Origin of the sequence: uncultured Veillonella sp. (assembly GCF_963522475.1) — a bacterium.
Classification (GTDB): domain Bacteria; phylum Bacillota; class Negativicutes; order Veillonellales; family Veillonellaceae; genus Veillonella.
This window is the reverse complement of sequence record NZ_CAUQYW010000006.1, coordinates 101855-122075: the sequence shown is the minus strand read 5'-3', so window position 1 is coordinate 122075 and position 20221 is coordinate 101855. Positions and strand designations below refer to the sequence as shown.

Here is a 20221-nt window from a genome sequence, read left to right as displayed (position 1 = left end):
AATATAGTATAATAAGACAGATAGACTTTTTATGGAGGAAAGTGACAATGACAAGGTATGTATTTCGACGTCTAGGTGGCGCAATCATAATCTTATGGGTCATCATTACCGTAACATTTGCATTAATGCATGCAATACCGGGAGGACCTTTTACAACTGAAAAGAAATTACCACCTCAGGTGAAAGCAAGTATTGAAGCAAAGTATCATCTTGATGATCCTGTATGGAAACAGTATGGTGATTATTTAGGTGGGGTTATAACTGGTGATTTGGGACCATCATATAAGTATGAAGGTCGTAGTGTGAACGATATTATCAGCGATGCATTCCCAATTTCTGCACAACTCGGTTTGTTATCATTAATAGTAGCTGTAGTTGGTGGTATTGCGGCTGGTGCTATAAGTGCTATGCGCCCTAATGGTATCGTTGATTATGCAGTAACCGTATTATCTACAATTGGCATATCCGTGCCTACCTTTATTATTGGTGCCGTTCTTGTGTATGTGGTTGGTTTTGAACTGGGATGGTTCCCGGTGGCGTTATGGCGTGGTCCATCTTATATGGTGTTACCAGTGTTAACGTTAGCAGCACAACCGATGGCATTCATTGCACGTTTAACTCGCAGTGGCTTACTTGATGTGTATCAACAAGAATATATCCGCACAGCTCGTGCGAAAGGGTTAGGCTCTTGGACTATTTTAACACGTCATGCACTAGGGAATGCTATTTTGCCAGTTATTACCTATTTGGGCCCGTTGGCTGCCAGCCTTTTGACCGGTAGCTTTATCGTAGAAACAATCTTTGCTATTCCAGGCCTTGGACAGTATTTCGTAACATCTATTTACAACCGTGATTATACTGTTATTCTTGGCATTACGATTTTCTATAGTGCTCTTGTAGTATTTCTTAATATCTTGGTGGATATGATTTATCCGTTAATTGATCCACGTGTTACGACAGAGGAGGGGACAGATGAATAAGGAAGATTTTTTACCTATTGAACGAACTCCTCAAGAAGAAATTACAAGCTTTATAAAACGTCCTAGTAAATGGGCGAGATTTAAGGTGAATCGCTTGGCCGTAGTAGGGGCAACTATTATATTAGTAATGATTGTGCTAGCCATTTTAGGACCGATTATTTCTCCATATACCTATGCGGATCAATCTTTGATTGATGCGAACCAAAGTCCAAGCTTTAGTCATTGGTTTGGTACAGATACATTGGGCCGCGATATTTATACGCGCGTAATGTATGGTGCTCGTATTTCCCTAACTATTGGTTTTGTAGCGGCTTTCATCAATCTTGTTATCGGTGTTACCTATGGAGGCATTGCAGGTTATCTTGGTGGCAAGGTTGACCGTATTATGATGGGGCTAGTAGATGTTTTGTACGGCATTCCACTCTTACTTTATGTAATTTTGTTGATGGTTGTACTTGGCCCTGGCTTAACATCTATTTTCGTAGCATTAGGCATCGCTTATTGGCTTAACATGGCTCGTATCGTACGTAGTCAAATTTTGAAAGTTAAAAACGAAGAATACATCATTGCTGCTGAAGCGATGGGGATTCCAAAGTATCGCATTTTATTGCGTCATATTTTGCCAAACTGTGTGGGTCCAATTATCATTACTTTAACATTGGCCATTCCAGAGGCTATTTTTACAGAAGCATTCCTTAGCTTTATCGGTTTAGGTGTTAATGCACCTATGGCGAGCTGGGGCGTATTAGCTTCTGAAGGGATTAGTAGCATGCGCTCCTATCCATTCCAACTGATTTTCCCTGCTGTTGCCATTAGCGTTACCATGCTTGGTTTTGCATTCCTTGGCGATGGCTTACGTAATGTGTTAGACCCTAAGGAAGGAGATAGATAATGAATAACGCAATTGTTGATGTGCGCAATGTGTCTATTACCCTCGATACCTTCCAAGGCCCTTTACGAGTTATTCGTAATCAAGATATCTCTTTACAACCAGGTGAGATTTTAGGTATTGTTGGTGAATCTGGCTGTGGTAAATCTGTGCTAGTTAATTCCTTAATGGGATTACTACCATATGGTAAAACAAAAATTAAAGCCGATACATTCATGATTGATGGCAATGATTGCCTTGAATTCACTGAAGATGATTGGAATGAATTACGCGGTACTACTGTTGCCATGGTATTCCAAGATCCGATGACCTCTTTGAATCCAATCATGACGATTGGTGAGCAAATGTATGAGGTTATCCATCGCACCAATGCATATGGTGAGGATTATGACGAACGAGCAATCGCTATCGACTTATTAAAGAAGATGGGTCTTTCTACGCCGGAAAGACGATTATCTCAATATCCTCATGAATTGAGCGGTGGTATGCGCCAACGTGTTTGTATCGCCATGGCTGTAGCAGGTCGTCCAAAGATTTTGATTTGCGATGAACCGACAACAGCTCTAGATATTACAACAGAGGCTCAAATTTTGCGCCTTATGCAAACATTAGCTGTAGAGGCTGGTATTGGGATTATCTTTATTTCTCATAACTTACGTGTTATCGCTCAAATTTGCGATCGCGTTATGGTTATGTATGCTGGTAAATGTGTTGAATCTGCTACGGTAGAGGGCATCTTTAATGAACCTCGCCATCCGTACACATTAGGGTTATTGCTTGCTTTGCCACAAGGTAAATGGCATGGTGAGTTAAAAGCCGTAGAGGGGCAACCGCCAGATCTATTTGATTTACCGCGAGGATGTGCATTTAATCCGCGGTGCAAGTGGGCTATGCGCATTTGTGGTAATCGGATTCCTATGGTTACAAATGTTGGTGAAAATCATCAATTTACATGTTGGTTAGCTAAGTTGGAGGGACTTTAATGAGTTACGTATGGGAAACTGACAATCTCGTTAAAGAGTTCACTCTGTCAGGAGGCTTATTTAAGCCAAAACACACGGTACACGCTGTACAAGGCGTGAGCCTATATCAATCGCCAGGAGAAACTCTTGGTATCGTAGGTGAGTCTGGATGTGGTAAATCCACATTTGGCTATACTTTGATGGGCTTACATCAAGCTACATCAGGTTCTATTTATATGAATGGTCGGCAGATTGATCCGTATGTGGAGCGCAAAGCCGTTCATCCAGTGATGCAAATGGTATTTCAAAACCCTTATGCATCTCTTAATCCACGTCTTACAGTTAATGCGATTTTAGAGGAACCATTGGAGCTGGATCCAAAATATACACCTCGTGATCGTGTTATTCGAGTAAAAGAAGTGCTTGATCAAGTAGGCTTAAACATGTCCTTTGGTGAGCGCTATGCTCATGAATTATCTGGTGGTCAACGTCAACGTATTGGTATTGCACGGGCTCTGATCATGCAGCCACAGTGTATTATTTGTGATGAACCGATTTCAGCACTAGATGTATCAATTCAAGTACAAATTATGACATTGCTTGAACGATTACAAGAACAACATGGTATTTCGTACCTCTTTATTTCTCATGATTTAAATATGGTGCGCTATATTAGTCATCGAATGGTAGTTATGTACTTAGGAGCTGTTATGGAAGAAGGTCCTGCATTGGATTTATACGAATTCCCACAACATCCTTACACCCGTGCTTTGACTGCCTTGAATGGCCCTGTTATACCACATGCTCCAATTGGAGCACCACTTAAAGGGGACCCACCAAATCCACTAGATCCACCTAAAGGTTGTTTGTTTAGTGGTCGATGTCCAGAAGCTGAGGGGCGCTGTTTTGCAGAACGACCGCCTCTTCGCGATTGGGCAGATCGCCGCATCGCATGCTGGCACATATAATGGGAGAATAGTATGGAAAAGTTGCTTGTTGGTAAGTCCTTGGAAGATCAACTCGATACAGTTATCAAAGAATTAGCACCTAAAGGAAATATATCTTATATAGTACTTCAATTTGACGATGAAGAGGAATCGACTATCATTGCTTCTAAAGGGGAAAATACGATACACTCTAGTGCAAGTTTGATTAAGGTACTCATTATGGAATATGTGTTCCATTTAGCTCGTACTAATCATTTAGACCTTAACGATACAGTTCCCCTATCTAGAACACCTCGTGTTGAAGGCGGTGGTGCTTTACAAGAGCTAGTAGCAAAGCATAGCTTTTCATATCTTGAGTTATGTCGGCTTATGATGGTTCTTAGTGATAATATTGCGACAAATTTGCTCATTACAGTTCTAGGAATGGAGAATATAAATGCTCGTGCAGAACAGCTTGGTGTAGAGGAAATTGAGTTGAATCGTATGATGATGGATTTTGAAGCTCTTGCCGAAGGCCGTGATAATCGTATGACGGCTATGGCTCTAGCTCGTCTTTATAAACATATTTTTGAATGTCGAGATAGAGATGCTTTTGGTCGGGAGATGTGGAATATTTTAGGTCGCCAACAATTCCGTGATATTTTGCCATTTTATTGGGGGGAAGATGTACGCTTTCACCATAAAACAGGATCCCTTGATCGTGTAGAGCACGATGGGGGAATATTAGAAACATTTAGAGGTCATTTTTGCTTTATCCTTTTGATGAGCGATACTGATAATGACCGCGGTAAAGAGTTAGGCGCTCGAGTAGGGCGTATCATGAAAGAATTTGTAGAGGAAGCATTGCCATGATGGATAAACGAAATTTGTTAAAACTCATGGTCCTTGCTCTTGGGGTGAGTGTGCTCTTGTTTGTATTTGGTTATCCTCGTGGGGAGCAACCGATTGATGAGCATACCATTCGATATGTTATTGAGCAGGAACCATCCACATTGGATCCAGCAAAGTCTACTACCTCACCGGAGGCTACGGTTCAACTTCAATTGTTTGATGGTTTAGTTCGTTTAAATGATGAAAGTGAACCAGAGGCAGCACTTGCTAAAAGCTGGGATATTTCCAATGATGGTCGTGAGTATACCTTCCATTTACGACCTGATTTGAAATGGTCTAATGGAGAGCCTTTGACAGCTCATGACTTTGAATACGCGTGGAAACGCGTATTAGACCCTGAAGTCCATGCGGACAATGCATATATGTTATATGTATTAAAAAATGGCGAAGCCTTTAATAATGGTGACGCTGCAGCTGAAGATGTTGGTGTTAAGGCTATTGATGATGATACTTTAGTAGTTACCTTAGAGAATCCGACAGCGTATTTCTTAAAATTACTAGCTTCTCATAGCTATTATCCAGTGAGCCAAAAAGCTGTAGAGGCTCAAGAAAACTGGGCTGCTAATGCAGATACATTTGTATCTAATGGTCCATACCGCTTACTATCCTGGAAGCATAATGGAGAAATGGATTTCATCAAGAATCCTAACTATTGGGATGCAGATTCTGTGAAAACAGAGAAAATGAATTGGCCTATTAGTGAATCCCAAAGCACACGCCTTACATTGGTTGAAGGTGGCGAAGCAGATATGACGGTTGAGCCTCCTGTAGCAGATCAAAAACGCTTAGAAGAGGCAGGGCTATTACATATTGGACCTATGCTTGGTAACTATTATTACGTATTCAATGTGAAAGCAGAACCTTTCACAGACCCTGAGGTGCGTAAAGCTTTCTCCATGGTTATTAATCGTGCTAACATCGTTGACAATATTGTTCGCGGTGGTAAAGAGGCAGCCTATGCTTTTGTTCCTTACGGCATGCTTGAAAGTAATGGACGTGAAGATTTCCGTGAAGCTGGTAGTTATCTTGTTTATGAAGATGTGGAACAAGCTAAAGAAATCTTGAAGAAAGCTGGCTATGATAAGAACCATCCATTGCCTCCAATTACGATTTTGTATAATACAAGTGAATTACATAAAGCGATTGCCGAAGCTGTACAAGATGCTTGGGTCAATGCATTTGGTGCAGATGTACGCTTACAAAATCAAGAGACAAAGGTATTTTTAGCCGACCGAGAAGCTGGGAAATATCAAGTTGCTCGTGCTTCTTGGGTTGCGGATTACGGCGATCCACAAAACTTCTTAGAAGTATTCTCTGCTGAAGACAATGATAGTCAGTACCATAGTGATGATTATAACGAGTTAATCGCTCGTATTCGTACGATACCAAATGGGGCTGAACGGGATGCGTTGATGCATAAAGCAGAACAGATGATTTTTGATGAATCTCTAGTAATGCCATTGTATTTCACAACACAACCATATGTAACAAATGGAAGCATTCAAAATTATTTCTGGACTACATTGGGCCTTGTTGACTTTAAAAAAGCATACAAATAAGATACACTTAAGACGTACACATTGTGTACGTCTTTTGTTGTATTTTATGAGGACATATGAACTGGATTGAACCAAAGCGCTTAGCACCGGGCATGATTATAGGTATTATGGCACCTGCCAGTGCGAGCGATGAAGATTTACATAGAATAGAAGAAATTTCTAACCTAAGGGGCTATAAAGTATTCTTTGGTGAAAGTGCACATCGCAAAGGCTTGTATGGTGGTACACCAGAGGAGCAAGCCCGAGAATTTCAATATATGATGACCACCGCACCTTGTGATGCGGTACTTGCTTTGCGCGGTGGTTATGGAACAATGCGTTATCTAGATTTATTAGATTATACAGAAATCCGTAAGCATCGAAAGGCTTTTATTGGATATAGTGATTGTACAGCACTTCACATGGCTATCAATCGATATAGCCGGCTCATTACCTATCACGGGCCGATGGGCGTAGATTTTAAGCCTGAACGCAAAGCTGATATTGATGCTTTATTTAATACCTTAGAAGGTAAATTACAAGTCATAGAACCTTTACCTGAACCGTCTCGTGGTGCTATTGGTACTGAGCTAGGAGAAGGTATTTTACGGGGCGGCAATATGACGATGTTATCTATGTTGTCAGGAACACCGTATTTTTTAGAGGATACATCTTGGGAGGATACATTACTATTCATTGAAGATGTAGGAGAGGCCCCTTATAAGCTAGATCGTATGCTGCAACAATTTCGTCTTAGTGGTTTATTGAGTCGTATTAAAGGTTTAGTGATTGGTACTTTTACAGATTGTGAAGGCGACGATGATGAGTGTGATTATGATTTAGGCTATGAAGCGTTACGCTACATGGAGGAAAATAGAGACCCTGAATTATTGGAGCCTTTTGTATGTTATGTCCCAACAGGTCATGGAACGCCGCATCAAACATTACCATTAGGAGCGATGATTAACTTTAGGTATATTTCAAATACCATAATTGTTCAGCCTTATACGAAATAGATATATTCTTCTTGGATAGAATAAATAATAAACAGTATAAATTAGAAGTTAAAAAGGGAAGTTATGACATTACAAGAACGAGAGAATCGTGCCTGTGCCATCATAGATAGTATGGCAGAGGAATTGCGCGATATCTCCTTATATTTACACGATAATCCAGAATTGGGCTTAGACGAGCATAAAGCAGTTAAGGTGATTCACCAATTCTTAGAAAATCAGAATTTTATATCTCAAGTAGGATTAACAGATTATCCTGAATTACAAACGGCATTACGTGGTGATTATAACCGTGAGGCAAAACATAAAATAGCATTCTTAGGAGAGTATGATGCGTTACCTGAACTCGGTCATGGTTGCGGCCATAATCTTATCGCCATGATGAGTTTAGGCGCTGCTGTTGCTTTCAGTCAAAGTGCACCACAGGATTGGGGCACGACCTTCTTTGGCTGTCCGGCAGAGGAAACTATTGGCGGTAAGGTATATATGGCTGAGGCCGGTTTATTTAAGGGCTATGAGGCGGCGCTCATCATTCACCCGGGCGGTGAAAATGAGGTAGGTGGCACATCCTTAGCCACACATCCACTAGAGGTGACTTATCATGGACGGTCTTGTCATATAGCATCATTAACTGACTCTGGTATTAATGCTTTAGACTGTGCTGTGGATTTATATCAAAAAATAAAAGAGTTAAAGAAAACATTCCCTAAAGGAGCTATTGTAGGGGCCATCTTCACCGAAGCTGGTACAGCGCCAAACGTAGTAACTCCTAAGGCTACGATTCGCATGACTGTTCGCGGTAGTACGGTGGACGATTTAGAAGGTATTATTTTGCCTGCTATCAAAGAGTCTGCTCAAGAGATTGCAGCATCTTATGACGCTCGTGTTGAGATGCATCATTATGAGCCTCTCTTTAAGGATATGCGTCAAGATAAACAACTATTAGATCTCTTTAAAACTGTGATGACTGAATTTGGTGAAAAGCCTCGTATATTGCCTGATGATGAGGCTGATGGTAGTACAGATGTAGGAAATGTATCTTACGAAATACCAACAGCACAGCCTACTTTGCAGATTGGGTTAGGTTTAGAGGCTCATACACCAGAGTTCACTTGTGCAGCAGGTTCCGACTATGGATTGGAGCAAGCGATTAAGGGCGCTAAGATTATGGCTGTGGTAGCATTGCGTTATGCAGTGGGTAAGTGATGTTCAATTTTTGACATATAGAGGTCAAAAAGGTACAATAGATATAATATTTAAGTAAGTATGAAACAAGCCGTCTTCAACAAGACGGCTTTTATTCCGGTGGAGATAGATATGAGTGTTTTAACCGTTTCAAATGTAACCCATGGTTTTGGAGCGCGACAAATTTTAGATGATGCATCATTCCGCTTGTTGAAAGGTGAACATGTAGGGTTAATTGGTGCTAATGGTGAAGGCAAGTCTACATTCCTAAATATCATTACAGGTAAAATACCTCCTGATGAAGGTAAAATTGAATGGTCCAACCAAGTAACTGTAGGTTATTTGGATCAACATGCGGTTCTCGAAAAGGGCATGACCATTCGCGATGTATTGCAACGAGCTTTTGATGATTTGTTTGTAATGGAGCAAAACATTAACGATGCGTACAATCGCATGGGTGATGTGTCTGAAGATGAAATGAATAAGCTTCTCGAGCAAGTAGGGGAGTGGCAAGAAATTCTAGAGCAGCGTGGCTTCTATGAAATTGATGCGGTTATTGAGCGTACAGCTGCAGGTTTGGGCCTTATGGATATTGGGCTTGACCGAGATGTTACGGAGCTTAGCGGTGGCCAGCGTACAAAGGTTTTACTTACAAAACTTTTACTAGAAAAACCAACGATTTTGCTCTTGGACGAACCGACAAATTATCTTGATGTAGAGCATATCCAATGGTTGCAAAACTATTTACAAAATTATGAAAATGCGTTCATCTTGATTTCTCATGATATGGAGTTTTTAAATTCTGTAGTCAACGTGATTTATCATATCGAGCAAGCAGTTTTAACGCGTTATACTGGCGACTATCATCAGTTCCAAGCGGCTTATGAAGTAAAAAAAGCGCAAGCGGCTAAGGCTTATGAGCGACAACAACAAGAAATTGAGCGCATGGAAGACTTTATCCAGCGCAATAAAGCTCGCGTCGCAACGCGTGGTATGGCAAATTCTCGAGCTAAACGGTTAGAGAAAATGGAAATTTTGGAAAAGCCAAAAGAGTACATTAAACCAAGTTTTGGTTTTAAAGAAGGTCGTACGCCAAGTCGTTTTATTGTAGAAGCCTTTGGTTTGGAATTAGGTTATGATGAACCATTGACTAGACCAGTAGACTTTCAAATTGAAAGAAATAAAAAAATTGCCATTCGTGGTGTTAACGGTCTAGGTAAAACAACATTATTGAAAACAATTTTAGGGTTATTAAAGCCTGTAAGTGGTGAGTTGGTAAAAGGTGATTTCTTACAAATTGGGTATTTTGCTCAAGAAGATACACCATCCAATTCTGAAACTGCCTTAGATTATATTTGGAATGAATATCCAGCAATGACAAATGCAGAAGTACGTGCAGCCCTTGCTCGTTGTGGCCTTACGAATGAACATATTACATCTCAAATGCGTGTATTATCTGGTGGTGAGAATGCTAAGGTTCGCCTATGCAAACTCATGCAGAATAAGTACAATGTGTTGGTTTTAGACGAACCGACTAACCATTTAGACGTATATGCGAAGGAAGAATTGAGCCGTGCATTACGTGATTTCAAAGGTACTATTGTACTAGTAAGTCACGAACCTGAATTCTATCAAGGGTGGGTTACGGATATTTGGAATATTGAGGATTGGACGACAAAAATCGTTTAGGAGGACCGATGAATCAACGTGCAAAGGACGGGATAAAGCAATTCTTAGAGGCTTTATCTGTTGATACAGAGGCACCAGAGTTAGAGAAGACACCAAGTCGTGTAACAGAATTATATAGTGAATTATTCAGTGGCGTAGGATTAGATACAAAATCTGCATGGGGAGAAACCTTTAGCACAGACTATAAAGGCCTTGTGGCAGTTACAGGAATTCCATTTTATTCCATGTGCGAGCACCATTTATTACCTTTCTTTGGTACTGTAGATATTGTGTACCAACCTAAGGATGGGTGTGTTGCAGGGCTTAGCAAGTTCCAAGATATCGTTAATATTCTTAGCCGTAGACCGCAATTACAAGAGCGGTTGGCATCTGAATTAGCAGATGCTATTATGAATGATTTATCCGCTCATGGCGTATTTGTACGCATTACAGCAACACAGTTGTGTATGCTCATCAAAGGTACCATGCAGCAAGATTCAAAGGTTATTACATTAGAAAGCCGAGGCGTGTTAGCCGAAAAAGGCACATTAAGAGACGAAGCGTTAGCAATGTTAGGTGGAGGACAGGTAAATGTTTAAACGTAGAAATTATACATGGAATGATGGCAAAAGTTTATCTTTGTGCGATCGTACCCTTATTATGGGGATACTAAATGGTACGCCTGACTCTTTCTCTGATGGTGGTAAATTCAATACTCCAGAAGCAGCAGCAGCCCATGTAACGCAAATGATTAATGATGGTGCTGATATTATCGATTTAGGCGTAGAATCTACGCGTCCAGGCTGTACACCATTAACAGCAGATGAAGAAATTGAACGTTTATCTCTATTGATAGAACCTGTATTAAATGCATCTACAGTGCCTGTATCTATCGATACTTATCATGCTAAAACTGCTGATTATGCACTTTCAAAGGGCGCTCATATTTTAAATGATATTTGGGGCTTACATTATGATCCTGATATGGCAGCAATAGCTGCAAAATACAAGGTGCCTGTAATCATTATGCATAATAGCAATGATACAAACTACGGTGATATCATTGAAGATATGAAAGCATTTTTCTTCTCTGCTATCGATAAAGCCTTAAAAGAGGGTGTTACACCTCAACAAATCTGGCTCGACCCAGGTATTGGCTTCTTCGGTAAAACCGAAGAACAAAATATTGAAGTTATGCAACGTTTAGGTGAGTTAACGGCTTATGAGTATCCAATTTTGTTGGCACCTAGCCGTAAGGGTTTTATCGGGTCTATGTTGGGCGGTTTGCCATCAGAAGAACGCGATGAAGGCACTGTAGCCGCTTGTATTACAGGTGTATTCCAAGGTGTTGATATGGTGCGTGTTCATAATGTGAAAATGCACAAACGCGCCTTGGCCGTAGCAGATGGCCTATTACGAGGTGAATAATGGATAAAATCGTTTTAAAAAACATGGCATTCTATGGATATCATGGTAATTTGACATCGGAACAAGAGCAAGGACAGCGCTTTTTTGTAGATGTTGAAATTACTACGGATCTTACAAAGGCCGGTCAAAGTGACCAGTTAGAGGATTCTATCAATTATGTAGAAGTATATGAGCTTGTGGAATCTGTTATGACTGGCGAAAAACATAATTTATTAGAGCGTTTAGGTGCACTTATTGCCGACTCTTTATACCAACATTATCAAGGTATCGTTGGCTTATCTGTAACGGTGCGCAAACCATCTGTACCTATTGCTGGTATCCTAGATTATGTTGAGGTTGTCACTACAAGAGGTCAAATTTGATGTATACCTATTACATCAGTGTAGGTTCAAATATAGGTGATAAAAGAGGCTATATTAATTCCTCTTTTCAGCTATTACAAGGGCATGAGGCCGTTTCAGAGGTTATTAGTTCTTCTTTGATAGAAACGGAACCTTGGGGATATACAGATCAGGCGTCATTTATTAATGGCATGTGGTCTTGTAAAAGTACTTTGAATCCTCATGAAATGTTAAGTGTCCTTCAGTCCTTAGAACAAGAGGCTGGTCGTGAACGACTCATTCACTGGGGACCACGTACATTAGATTTAGATATTATTTTGGCTTTTGATGAGGCCGGTTCTATGATTTCCATTTGTGATGAAACTCTAACTATACCGCATCCTTATTTTTGGGATAGAACCTTTGTCTTAGAACCTTTACATGAGTTGTTACCAACTTTTACCTTTAAGGGTATGTCAATTAGTGAGCGATTAGCTACATTAAGTTTGGCATAGAAATCCACAAAAATATTAAAAATAAAATTTACAGTTATACCTAGAATTGGGATTATATTAATAAGGACTTACTGTAATGGCAATATATTATTACGTTTTATGCTTGGGGATTCATAGGGAGTATAAATGAATATAAAACGTATCGGTTTGTGCATACTAGCATTAATTGTAGTGGGGCTGTCCTATTGGCTTGCAGTAGGTGGGAATTACGACAGTAAAACAGTACGCATAGACCCAGAAGAGCATACATTAGTAAATTCTAGTGATGCCATCATTTCAAAACGAATATTAGCGATGAAGTCCATCGACTCACAAGTGTACTTTCTAGGTTATGAAGGGTATGGTATTTATAATTTAGCTGATAATACACTTCGGTTGATGCCTATTACCTTTCGCGGTCAACATATAGAGCCACCGAAGACCGAGAATTACCAACGTGGTTTACGAGAGATTACTATGGTAAAAACTTTCTCTGATTTTAGTGGTCCAGAACAATCCGTACTCAAGGATTTGTTGGAATCTACAGATAGAGGAGCTCATTATTATGGAGACTTTTACCATTCCGGTTATGAGTCATCCCTCATTGACATGAAGGACCAGTATTTTATAACGAATACGGTACGAGCTTTAAAGCGTATAAATCATACATTGTATGTATATGATGCGTCAGGGTTTATTATCATTGATTTAGATAGTCGCCGTATTCAAGGGTTCTTTAATAATCGTCTAGGTGGAGAAGGCCCCAAAGGAGTACCCGATAGCTTGCGTGGCCATTATGGTTCAGATTTCACGATGATCTATGCATTGTCCAAGTTAGATCCAAAGGATTTAGAGATTTTATGGTCAATGCGAAAACAATATTTAGAAAAGTCACCACAAGTGATGGAGAATAAGGATTTATTCCCGCTTAATCTTGATGAGATGACTTTATAGGAGGTATATTATGCTTTGGTCAATTATTGTAGGCGGTTTCATTGGTTTTGTAGCTGGTCGTATTACTAAAAAGGCGCAAAGCATGGGGATTATTCTTCGTGTTATTGCTGGTTTAGTAGGGGCTTCTGTAGGTCAAGCTTTGCTTGGTACTTGGGGACCAAGTCTTGCAGGCATGGCATTAATTCCGTCCATCGTTGGTGCAGTTATAGTTATTGCTGTAGTAAGCTTCTTTACTGGACGAGACTAACTATATGATAGAAGGACTATTATAGGATTTCCTATAATAGTCTTTTTTTATCGCTATAAATCTATTTTCTTATATACCTATGAGAAAATAGGTATATAATAGTTTATGTATTTTACAAGCAATATGTTTTAATATAACTTAACATTGTCGATTCATATAATGGCAATCGCTGGTTTAAGTGGAATTGTATTAGAAGATGTATATCTTTTAGTGCGAATCGTAGGAGGCCCTTATGAAATTACGTAAAGTAGGTATTATTGGCACTGGACATGTAGGTTCTCATGTAGCATTTTCTCTTGCTCTACAAGGTGAAGTAAATGAACTATATATGATGGATATTGACGAGAAAAAAGCTAAAGCACAAGCAATGGACATAAATGATGCTGTTAGCTATATTCCTCATAAAGTAACAGCTACTGCAGGTCCTATTGAAGATTGTGGGGATTGTGATATTCTCGTATTTAGCGCTGGTCCTTTACCAAATTTATATCAAGATCGTTTAGAAAGTCTTGGTGATACAGTAGAGGTTTTAAAGGATGTTATTCCTCGAATTAAAAAGTCCGGCTTTGATGGTTTTATTATCTCTATTTCTAATCCTGCTGATGTTGTTGCTACTTATTTATGTAAACATTTAAATTGGGACCCAAAACGTATTATTTCCAGTGGTACAGCTTTAGATTCAGCTCGATTACAAAAAGAATTGGCGCGCATTTTTAATATTAGTAACCGTACAATTACAGCGTATTGTTTAGGTGAACATGGCGGTAGTGCTATGGTGCCATGGTCTCATGTTTATGTACAAGGAAAACCGTTGGTACAATTACAACAAGAATTGCCTCATAGATTCCCTACACTTGATTATACTCAAGTGCTAGATGATGTAAAAATTGGTGGTTACCATGTATTGGCTGGTAAAGGCTCTACAGAGTTTGGTATTGCTAGTGCAACAACAGAATTAATTCGTGCTGTATTCCATGACGAAAAGAAAGTGTTGCCATGTTCTTGTTATCTAGATGGCCAATATGGTGAAGAAGGAATCTTTGCATCGACTCCAGCAGTTATTGGCAAAGATGGTATCGAAGATGTATTTGAATTGAAGCTTGCTGAAGATGAATTAGCTTTATTTAAAAAGTCTTGTGCAGTAATTCGTGAATATGCTCATAAAGCAGAGACTTTATAAGGCCATAGTAGCTGTTGCTAATAAGTCTATCTTTGATAAGACCTCTTTAACTATATGATAGATATAAGGTAAACTATAGATAATTTTATTTAGTCCCTAACGAGGTTCTGTGATATAATTAAAAAATGACAGTATACAGATGATGAATATTTTTGGGGGATATTATGACTCAAGACACTATGGAAGTACAACGTCCAAAAAAGCCGCGCAAACGGGTTAGACCTAATCGCAAAGCGCAGGATCAACGTATTATCCTCATGTGGATCAAGCGAATTGGTATAGGGATTATGGTGCTGCTATTATTAGGGCAAGCCTATCGCTTGGTGGCTGTATATCAAGAAAAACAACATATTGAGCAACAATTGCAAGAATTAAAACAGCGAAATGAAGAATTAGAACAGGAAAAGGCTAAGTTGCAAGATCCAAAGACCATTGAGGGGGTGGCTCGTGAGGAGCTCGGCCTTGTAAAACCTGGTGAAGTACCTTATGTAAAATAGGTTTGACTGTAGTAATTTAGATTCGCATTAGTTTGTAGTTTGAGGTTTCCGCATTAATTAGGAGGTTGCATGGCAATCGAAGTTGGTAACATTATTGATGGTACCGTATCAGGTATTACAAAATTCGGTGTATTTGTTGATTTAGGAGAGAAGCAAACAGGCCTAGTTCATATTTCTGAAGTAGCTCATGGGTATGTCGAAGATATTAATACCGTATTAAAGGTTGAAGATCCAGTAAAGGTTAAGGTTTTATCTGTTGAAGGCAATAAAATAGGCCTTTCTATTCGTCAAACACAACCTAAAGAGACAGCAAGTGAAGAGCGACGTTCTCGTCGTGTTCAATCTAAACAAAGCACAGAGGCTTTTGAAGCAAAGATGAAATCATTCTTGCGCGATAGCAATGAACGCTTACACGATTTAAAACGCAATACAGAAGGTAAACGCGGAGGCCGAGGCGGTCGTCGAGATTAATAGTGAGAGATGGCATTGAGCCATCTCTTTACTTATGTATAGGCCTTAACAGTATAATAGTGTTAGAGGCATACTAATTATGTAAGGAGCAATTATGAAGTTAGCTATTATTGATATTGGATCAAATTCAGTACGCTTATTATTGGCTACTTATGAAAATAATATATGGCACTATGAGCCGAAACAGTTGTGGACTACTCGTTTAGGCCAACGTAATTCAGATGGTACATTGCGCACTGAATCGATGGAAGCGTCCTATCAAGCTTTTACAGAAATAAAAAAACTAGCAGACCAATATGGGGTGGAATACTGTTTTGGTTTTGCAACGAGCGCTGTTCGTGAAGCATCTAATGGCCTTGAATTTATGGACCGCATTAGCGAATATTGTCCGATGGAATGGCGTATTCTCACGGGCGATGAAGAGGCTATTTATGGCTTTAATGGTGCCTTAGGAGCTCAGTTGAATGATGGTCGTCACTATACAACTATCGATATCGGTGGCGGTAGTACAGAGCTAGCATTAGGCAATAAGGACGGCGTTTACTGGAGTCGATCTTATCCTGTAGGGGCTGTACGCCTTCAATCTATGTCTGATGAAGGTCCTCAACGAGTATGGGAAGAAACTCGATTCCTTTGGGATCCCATGATGATTCAAGGTGAATTTGGTGAATTCATTGGTATCGGTGGTACGCTAACGACGCTAGCGGCCATTGATTTAGGCCTTGAAAACTATGATGGTACGAAGGTACAAGGTCATAAATTAAGTCGTGAAACAGTAGAGGGCATCATTCTAAACTTACGTTACATGAGTCGCGATGAGCGATTACAAGTAAAAGGTTTACCTGCAGGACGTGCTGATATCATCGTAGCTGGTGCAGAAATTTTAACGTCCTTTATGGATGCTTATGAGGTTCCTCATGTATTTGTGAGCGACCAAGATGGTATGGAGGCGATGGCTCGTGAATGTGAAAGAACTTATTCGAACCATTAATCACACCTTAAAATCACATAATCTATTTCCTGAAAATAGTCGAATTCTAGTAGCTTGCTCTGGTGGACCCGATTCAATGGCTCTATTGTATTTGTTGCAAGATATTGCTACGCATCGTCATACAACGTACAAAATAGGTGTAGCCATTGTAGATCACTGTATTCGCCCTGAAAGTAAGGATGAGGTCTTGTGGCTCCAACATCAAGTGGAAGAGTTAGGTCTGCCATTTTATTCCGCTACCTTTGATGTACCGCGCCTAAGTAAGGAATATAAGAAGTCTGAAGAAACTATAGGCCGCCAAGTACGTTATCAATGGTTAAATGAAATTGCTCAGTCTGAGGGGTATGATTATATTTCAGTAGCTCACCACAAAGACGATCAAGCAGAATCGATTTTGGCACATATCATTAGGGGTTCTGGTCTAAATGGTTTAACTGGCATGTCTGTAGTACAATCTGAATATGCTATTCCTGTAGTTAGACCGCTGTTAGACGTAACAAAAGAAAACTTACTAGCCTATATAGGGACAAAACATATTTCGTATTGTGTAGATTCTACAAATGAGGATGTACGATACCAACGAAATAGAATTCGTCATTGTATTATACCTGAATTGGAAGCTGTTAACCCTGCTGTGGTAGATGCCATAGTTCGACTAGGAAGTTCTGTAAATGAAGATGTAATGGTTATCTCTGATTTAACATCCAGAACCTTTGATAAATTAGTGTCGATTGGTAAGGATGAGGTGAGCATCTCTCGCCGTGCCTTGAGACAGGAGCCACTGGCAATACAACGGAGATTATGGCAGCGTTTAGTAAGTACTATTGACTCTGATCTAACGCTTACATCAGCTCATCAAGAGCAATTACTGGACATTGTTAACACAGGGGAAAAGAAAACTTTCACTATAAAAAGTATAAAAGTAATTGCTCAATGTGATACAATAAAGGTATATTGCAAACATTAATATGAATCGTGGAGGTCATATAGATGCATCAAGATGCAAAAGAGATTTTATATACATCGGAACAATTACAGGCTCGTGTAGCCGAGTTAGGTAAAGCAATTAGCGAAGACTACAAAAATGAATCTGTAGTACTCGTAGGGGTGTTAAAGGGAGCTGTTGTTTTCTTTACAGACTTGGCTCGCTCTATTGATGATAGCGTAGATGTAAGCTTTGATTTCATTTCTTGCTCTAGCTATGGTAGTGGCACAACTAGTACAGGGGTAGTACGAATTTTGAAAGATTTGGATCGATCTGTAGAGGGTAAGCATGTACTTGTTGTGGAAGATATCGTAGATACGGGTACAACATTGCATTACTTATTAGAAAATTTACATGCTCGTGGCGCCAAAAGCGTACGCCTTGCAGCATTATTAAATAAGCCTGAACGCCGTAAGATGGATGTAGAGGTAGATTATGTGGGTTTTGTTATCCCTGATTACTTCGTTATCGGTTATGGGTTAGACTTTGCAGAAAAATATCGCCATTTACCATATATCGGTATTTTAAAGGAAGAAATGTATCAAAATTAAAAATATGATATAATATATGGGTACATCTCTCAATGAGATGTACTCAATTCGTTTATACAACTAAATTACTATTGAAAGGGGTAATCTTTTGGGTCGATTTACAAAAAATATCGTCCTTTATTTACTTATCATTGCCGCTTTCGTTATCGCCATTGACGCTTTCTCTGGTCAAAGTGCGAATAAATCTGAGCTTAGTTACACAGGATTTATTCAACAAGTACAACAGAAAAAGGTTGAGTCCGTAACGATTACCAATGATCATGGTATTAAAGGTAAACTAAAAAATGGAACAGAGTTCAATTCTTATGCGCCAAGTGATGAAACATTAATTAAAACATTACAAGATAATGGCGTAGAAATTACAGCAGCTCCACCTGAGCAACCTGCTTGGTGGATGAGCCTTTTAGGTTCTGCTATTCCTATTATTATCTTGGTTGTGTTATTCTTCTTCATCATGCAACAAACACAAGGTGGCGGTGGCCGAGTAATGAACTTTGGTAAAAGCCGAGCTAAATTGATGGGAGAAGGTAACGTAAAGGTTAGCTTTAAAGATGTAGCTGGTGCTGAAGAAGCCAAACAAGAATTAGAAGAAGTAGTAGAATTCTTGAAGGATCCAGGTAAATTTACAGCTATTGGGGCTAAAATTCCGAAAGGTGTATTGTTAGCGGGACCTCCAGGTACAGGTAAAACATTACTTGCAAAAGCCGTTGCTGGTGAAGCAGGGGTACCATTCTTTACGATTTCTGGTTCTGACTTCGTAGAAATGTTCGTAGGTGTTGGTGCATCTCGTGTACGAGATCTTTTCACGCAAGCAAAAAAGAATGCGCCATGCATTATTTTTATCGATGAAATTGATGCAGTAGGTCGCCAACGTGGAGCAGGTCTTGGTGGTGGTCACGATGAACGTGAACAAACATTGAACCAATTACTCGTTGAAATGGATGGTTTCGGTGCTAACGAAGGTATTATTACCATCGCTGCTACAAACCGCCCAGATATTCTTGATCCAGCGCTTTTGCGCCCAGGTCGTTTTGACCGTCAAGTTATTGTAGGGCGTCCAGATTTACGTGGTCGTGAAGCAATTCTTAAAGTTCATGCTCGTAATAAGCCGTTAGCTGACGATGTAGACTTAAAAACAATTGCGAAGAAGACTCCAGGTTTTACTGGTGCTGACTTGAATAACTTATTAAACGAAGCGGCTCTCTTAGCTGCTCGTTTTAACAAAAAAGTTATTACCATGGCTGAAGTTGAAGAAGCTAGTGAAAAGGTTAGCATGGGTCCTGAACGCCGCAGTCACATTGTGAGCGAAAAAGACCGTAAGTTAACAGCGTACCATGAATCTGGTCATGCTATCGTGGCACATTTGTTGCCTCATGCAGATCCTGTTCATAAGGTAACAATCATTCCTCGTGGTGCAGCAGGTGGTTACACTATGATGCTTCCTACAGAGGAACAAAACTACAAAACAAAATCTCAATTATTGGCAGATATTCGCGTAGCCCTTGGTGGTCGAATTGCAGAGGCCTTGATTTTAGATGAAATCAGTACAGGTGCTTCTGGTGACCTTCAAAGTGTAACGAATACGGCACGTGCTATGGTAACGCGTTGGGGCATGAGCGATGAGCTTGGTCCTATCGTGTTCGGTGAACAACAAGAACAAGTATTCTTGGGTAAAAACCTTGGACATGAACGCAATTACAGTGAAGAAATTGCTGCAAAAATCGATACTGAAATTCATCGTATTGTTGAAGAAGCTTATAAAGATGTAACAAAACTTCTTAGCGATAACGAGAAATTCTTACATGATATGGCAAATGCTCTATTAGAGGAAGAAACCATCGATGCAAAAGCGGTAGATAATCTTTACAAATATGGTACAACAAAAGCTCCTGAAATAGAGGAACCTAAAGCTACGTTAGAAGCGGCAGGTATTGTAGTACCAGAGGTGGTTGAAGCTAAAGAGAACACTGCTACAGTGGATGATTCTAGTGAAACACCTTCTAATGAAATCAAATAATGAGATATCTAAA

The 20221-nt window shown here is 39.7% G+C and carries 22 protein-coding genes; all 22 read left to right on the top strand.

Annotation, left to right across the window (positions count from 1 at the left end; all coding sequences use genetic code 11):
* Positions 1 to 47: 47 nt before the first annotated feature.
* The 22 genes from RWP19_RS05255 to ftsH all read left to right on the top strand — a co-directional run bounded on the left by RWP19_RS05255 (position 48) and on the right by ftsH (position 20208).
* Positions 48 to 980, top strand: a complete 933-nt coding sequence (locus RWP19_RS05255) for an ABC transporter permease (protein ID WP_295207356.1) — start codon at positions 48 to 50, stop codon at positions 978 to 980.
* Positions 973 to 1872: an ABC transporter permease gene (locus RWP19_RS05250; protein WP_295207353.1), complete on the top strand. Its 900-nt coding sequence runs from the start codon at positions 973 to 975 to the stop codon at positions 1870 to 1872. The genes RWP19_RS05255 and RWP19_RS05250 overlap by 8 nt, the downstream gene beginning before the upstream one ends.
* Positions 1872 to 2852, top strand: a complete 981-nt coding sequence (locus RWP19_RS05245; protein ID WP_314356743.1) for an ABC transporter ATP-binding protein — start codon at positions 1872 to 1874, stop codon at positions 2850 to 2852. The genes RWP19_RS05250 and RWP19_RS05245 overlap by 1 nt, the downstream gene beginning before the upstream one ends.
* The gene (locus RWP19_RS05240; RefSeq protein ID WP_295207347.1) at positions 2852 to 3799 is read left to right on the top strand and encodes an ABC transporter ATP-binding protein; all 948 of its coding nucleotides are present in this window, start codon (positions 2852 to 2854) and stop codon (positions 3797 to 3799) included. Before RWP19_RS05245 ends, RWP19_RS05240 begins: the two co-directional genes overlap by 1 nt.
* Before the next feature lie 12 nt (positions 3800 to 3811).
* Positions 3812 to 4630, top strand: a complete 819-nt coding sequence (locus RWP19_RS05235; RefSeq protein ID WP_314356741.1) for a serine hydrolase — start codon at positions 3812 to 3814, stop codon at positions 4628 to 4630.
* Entirely contained in the window at positions 4627 to 6228 is a 1602-nt protein-coding gene (locus RWP19_RS05230; protein WP_314356739.1) for a peptide ABC transporter substrate-binding protein, read from the top strand. The genes RWP19_RS05235 and RWP19_RS05230 overlap by 4 nt, the downstream gene beginning before the upstream one ends.
* A 56-nt stretch (positions 6229 to 6284) precedes the next feature.
* Positions 6285 to 7223, top strand: a complete 939-nt coding sequence (locus RWP19_RS05225; RefSeq protein ID WP_314356738.1) for an LD-carboxypeptidase — start codon at positions 6285 to 6287, stop codon at positions 7221 to 7223.
* A 63-nt stretch (positions 7224 to 7286) separates the two neighbouring features.
* Positions 7287 to 8426 (top strand): amidohydrolase, encoded by a 1140-nt coding sequence (locus tag RWP19_RS05220; RefSeq protein WP_314356737.1) that lies wholly within the window; start codon positions 7287 to 7289, stop codon positions 8424 to 8426.
* 111 nt (positions 8427 to 8537) lie between these two features.
* A complete protein-coding gene (locus tag RWP19_RS05215; RefSeq protein ID WP_009352645.1) occupies positions 8538 to 10094 on the top strand; it encodes an ABC-F family ATP-binding cassette domain-containing protein in 1557 nt (518 codons plus the stop codon).
* 8 nt (positions 10095 to 10102) lie between these two features.
* Entirely contained in the window at positions 10103 to 10672 is a 570-nt protein-coding gene (gene folE, locus RWP19_RS05210) for a GTP cyclohydrolase I (protein WP_314356736.1), read from the top strand.
* Positions 10665 to 11501, top strand: a complete 837-nt coding sequence (gene folP / locus RWP19_RS05205; protein ID WP_314356735.1) for a dihydropteroate synthase — start codon at positions 10665 to 10667, stop codon at positions 11499 to 11501. Before folE ends, folP begins: the two co-directional genes overlap by 8 nt.
* Positions 11501 to 11863: a dihydroneopterin aldolase gene (folB, locus tag RWP19_RS05200; protein WP_005387223.1), complete on the top strand. Its 363-nt coding sequence runs from the start codon at positions 11501 to 11503 to the stop codon at positions 11861 to 11863. Before folP ends, folB begins: the two co-directional genes overlap by 1 nt.
* On the top strand, positions 11863 to 12336 hold the full coding sequence (gene folK, locus RWP19_RS05195) for a 2-amino-4-hydroxy-6-hydroxymethyldihydropteridine diphosphokinase (protein ID WP_314356734.1): 474 nt from the start codon (positions 11863 to 11865) through the stop codon (positions 12334 to 12336). The genes folB and folK overlap by 1 nt, the downstream gene beginning before the upstream one ends.
* 126 nt (positions 12337 to 12462) lie before the next feature.
* On the top strand, positions 12463 to 13269 hold the full coding sequence (locus RWP19_RS05190; RefSeq protein WP_005387227.1) for a hypothetical protein: 807 nt from the start codon (positions 12463 to 12465) through the stop codon (positions 13267 to 13269).
* A 10-nt stretch (positions 13270 to 13279) separates the two neighbouring features.
* Positions 13280 to 13516 (top strand): GlsB/YeaQ/YmgE family stress response membrane protein, encoded by a 237-nt coding sequence (locus RWP19_RS05185; protein ID WP_005387228.1) that lies wholly within the window; start codon positions 13280 to 13282, stop codon positions 13514 to 13516.
* 232 nt (positions 13517 to 13748) lie between these two features.
* Positions 13749 to 14696, top strand: a complete 948-nt coding sequence (locus RWP19_RS05180; protein ID WP_314356733.1) for an L-lactate dehydrogenase — start codon at positions 13749 to 13751, stop codon at positions 14694 to 14696.
* A gap of 164 nt (positions 14697 to 14860) precedes the next feature.
* Positions 14861 to 15193, top strand: coding sequence for a septum formation initiator family protein (locus tag RWP19_RS05175; RefSeq protein WP_005387230.1), 333 nt, complete (start codon positions 14861 to 14863; stop codon positions 15191 to 15193).
* A 69-nt stretch (positions 15194 to 15262) separates the two neighbouring features.
* The gene (locus tag RWP19_RS05170; RefSeq protein WP_314356732.1) at positions 15263 to 15664 is read left to right on the top strand and encodes a S1 RNA-binding domain-containing protein; all 402 of its coding nucleotides are present in this window, start codon (positions 15263 to 15265) and stop codon (positions 15662 to 15664) included.
* 94 nt (positions 15665 to 15758) lie between these two features.
* Positions 15759 to 16655: a phosphatase gene (locus tag RWP19_RS05165; RefSeq protein WP_314356731.1), complete on the top strand. Its 897-nt coding sequence runs from the start codon at positions 15759 to 15761 to the stop codon at positions 16653 to 16655.
* Positions 16624 to 17622 (top strand): tRNA lysidine(34) synthetase TilS, encoded by a 999-nt coding sequence (gene tilS / locus RWP19_RS05160; RefSeq protein ID WP_314356730.1) that lies wholly within the window; start codon positions 16624 to 16626, stop codon positions 17620 to 17622. The genes RWP19_RS05165 and tilS overlap by 32 nt, the downstream gene beginning before the upstream one ends.
* A 23-nt stretch (positions 17623 to 17645) precedes the next feature.
* Positions 17646 to 18191, top strand: coding sequence for a hypoxanthine phosphoribosyltransferase (hpt, locus tag RWP19_RS05155; RefSeq protein WP_295207302.1), 546 nt, complete (start codon positions 17646 to 17648; stop codon positions 18189 to 18191).
* Between the two features lie 88 nt (positions 18192 to 18279).
* Positions 18280 to 20208 (top strand): ATP-dependent zinc metalloprotease FtsH, encoded by a 1929-nt coding sequence (gene ftsH, locus RWP19_RS05150; protein ID WP_314356729.1) that lies wholly within the window; start codon positions 18280 to 18282, stop codon positions 20206 to 20208.
* Positions 20209 to 20221: the final 13 nt, after the last annotated feature.

What these genes read in the sequence shown, in the direction of transcription:
- RWP19_RS05255 (WP_295207356.1), top strand. Translation starts at nt 48, where the DNA reads ATGACAAGGTATGTATTTCGACGTCTAGGTGGCGCAATCATAATCTTA.
- RWP19_RS05250 (WP_295207353.1), top strand. Translation starts at nt 973, where the DNA reads ATGAATAAGGAAGATTTTTTACCTATTGAACGAACTCCTCAAGAAGAA.
- RWP19_RS05245 (WP_314356743.1), top strand. Translation starts at nt 1,872, where the DNA reads ATGAATAACGCAATTGTTGATGTGCGCAATGTGTCTATTACCCTCGAT.
- RWP19_RS05240 (WP_295207347.1), top strand. Translation starts at nt 2,852, where the DNA reads ATGAGTTACGTATGGGAAACTGACAATCTCGTTAAAGAGTTCACTCTG.
- RWP19_RS05235 (WP_314356741.1), top strand. Translation starts at nt 3,812, where the DNA reads ATGGAAAAGTTGCTTGTTGGTAAGTCCTTGGAAGATCAACTCGATACA.
- RWP19_RS05230 (WP_314356739.1), top strand. Translation starts at nt 4,627, where the DNA reads ATGATGGATAAACGAAATTTGTTAAAACTCATGGTCCTTGCTCTTGGG.
- RWP19_RS05225 (WP_314356738.1), top strand. Translation starts at nt 6,285, where the DNA reads ATGAACTGGATTGAACCAAAGCGCTTAGCACCGGGCATGATTATAGGT.
- RWP19_RS05220 (WP_314356737.1), top strand. Translation starts at nt 7,287, where the DNA reads ATGACATTACAAGAACGAGAGAATCGTGCCTGTGCCATCATAGATAGT.
- RWP19_RS05215 (WP_009352645.1), top strand. Translation starts at nt 8,538, where the DNA reads ATGAGTGTTTTAACCGTTTCAAATGTAACCCATGGTTTTGGAGCGCGA.
- folE (WP_314356736.1), top strand. Translation starts at nt 10,103, where the DNA reads ATGAATCAACGTGCAAAGGACGGGATAAAGCAATTCTTAGAGGCTTTA.
- folP (WP_314356735.1), top strand. Translation starts at nt 10,665, where the DNA reads ATGTTTAAACGTAGAAATTATACATGGAATGATGGCAAAAGTTTATCT.
- folB (WP_005387223.1), top strand. Translation starts at nt 11,501, where the DNA reads ATGGATAAAATCGTTTTAAAAAACATGGCATTCTATGGATATCATGGT.
- folK (WP_314356734.1), top strand. Translation starts at nt 11,863, where the DNA reads ATGTATACCTATTACATCAGTGTAGGTTCAAATATAGGTGATAAAAGA.
- RWP19_RS05190 (WP_005387227.1), top strand. Translation starts at nt 12,463, where the DNA reads ATGAATATAAAACGTATCGGTTTGTGCATACTAGCATTAATTGTAGTG.
- RWP19_RS05185 (WP_005387228.1), top strand. Translation starts at nt 13,280, where the DNA reads ATGCTTTGGTCAATTATTGTAGGCGGTTTCATTGGTTTTGTAGCTGGT.
- RWP19_RS05180 (WP_314356733.1), top strand. Translation starts at nt 13,749, where the DNA reads ATGAAATTACGTAAAGTAGGTATTATTGGCACTGGACATGTAGGTTCT.
- RWP19_RS05175 (WP_005387230.1), top strand. Translation starts at nt 14,861, where the DNA reads ATGACTCAAGACACTATGGAAGTACAACGTCCAAAAAAGCCGCGCAAA.
- RWP19_RS05170 (WP_314356732.1), top strand. Translation starts at nt 15,263, where the DNA reads ATGGCAATCGAAGTTGGTAACATTATTGATGGTACCGTATCAGGTATT.
- RWP19_RS05165 (WP_314356731.1), top strand. Translation starts at nt 15,759, where the DNA reads ATGAAGTTAGCTATTATTGATATTGGATCAAATTCAGTACGCTTATTA.
- hpt (WP_295207302.1), top strand. Translation starts at nt 17,646, where the DNA reads ATGCATCAAGATGCAAAAGAGATTTTATATACATCGGAACAATTACAG.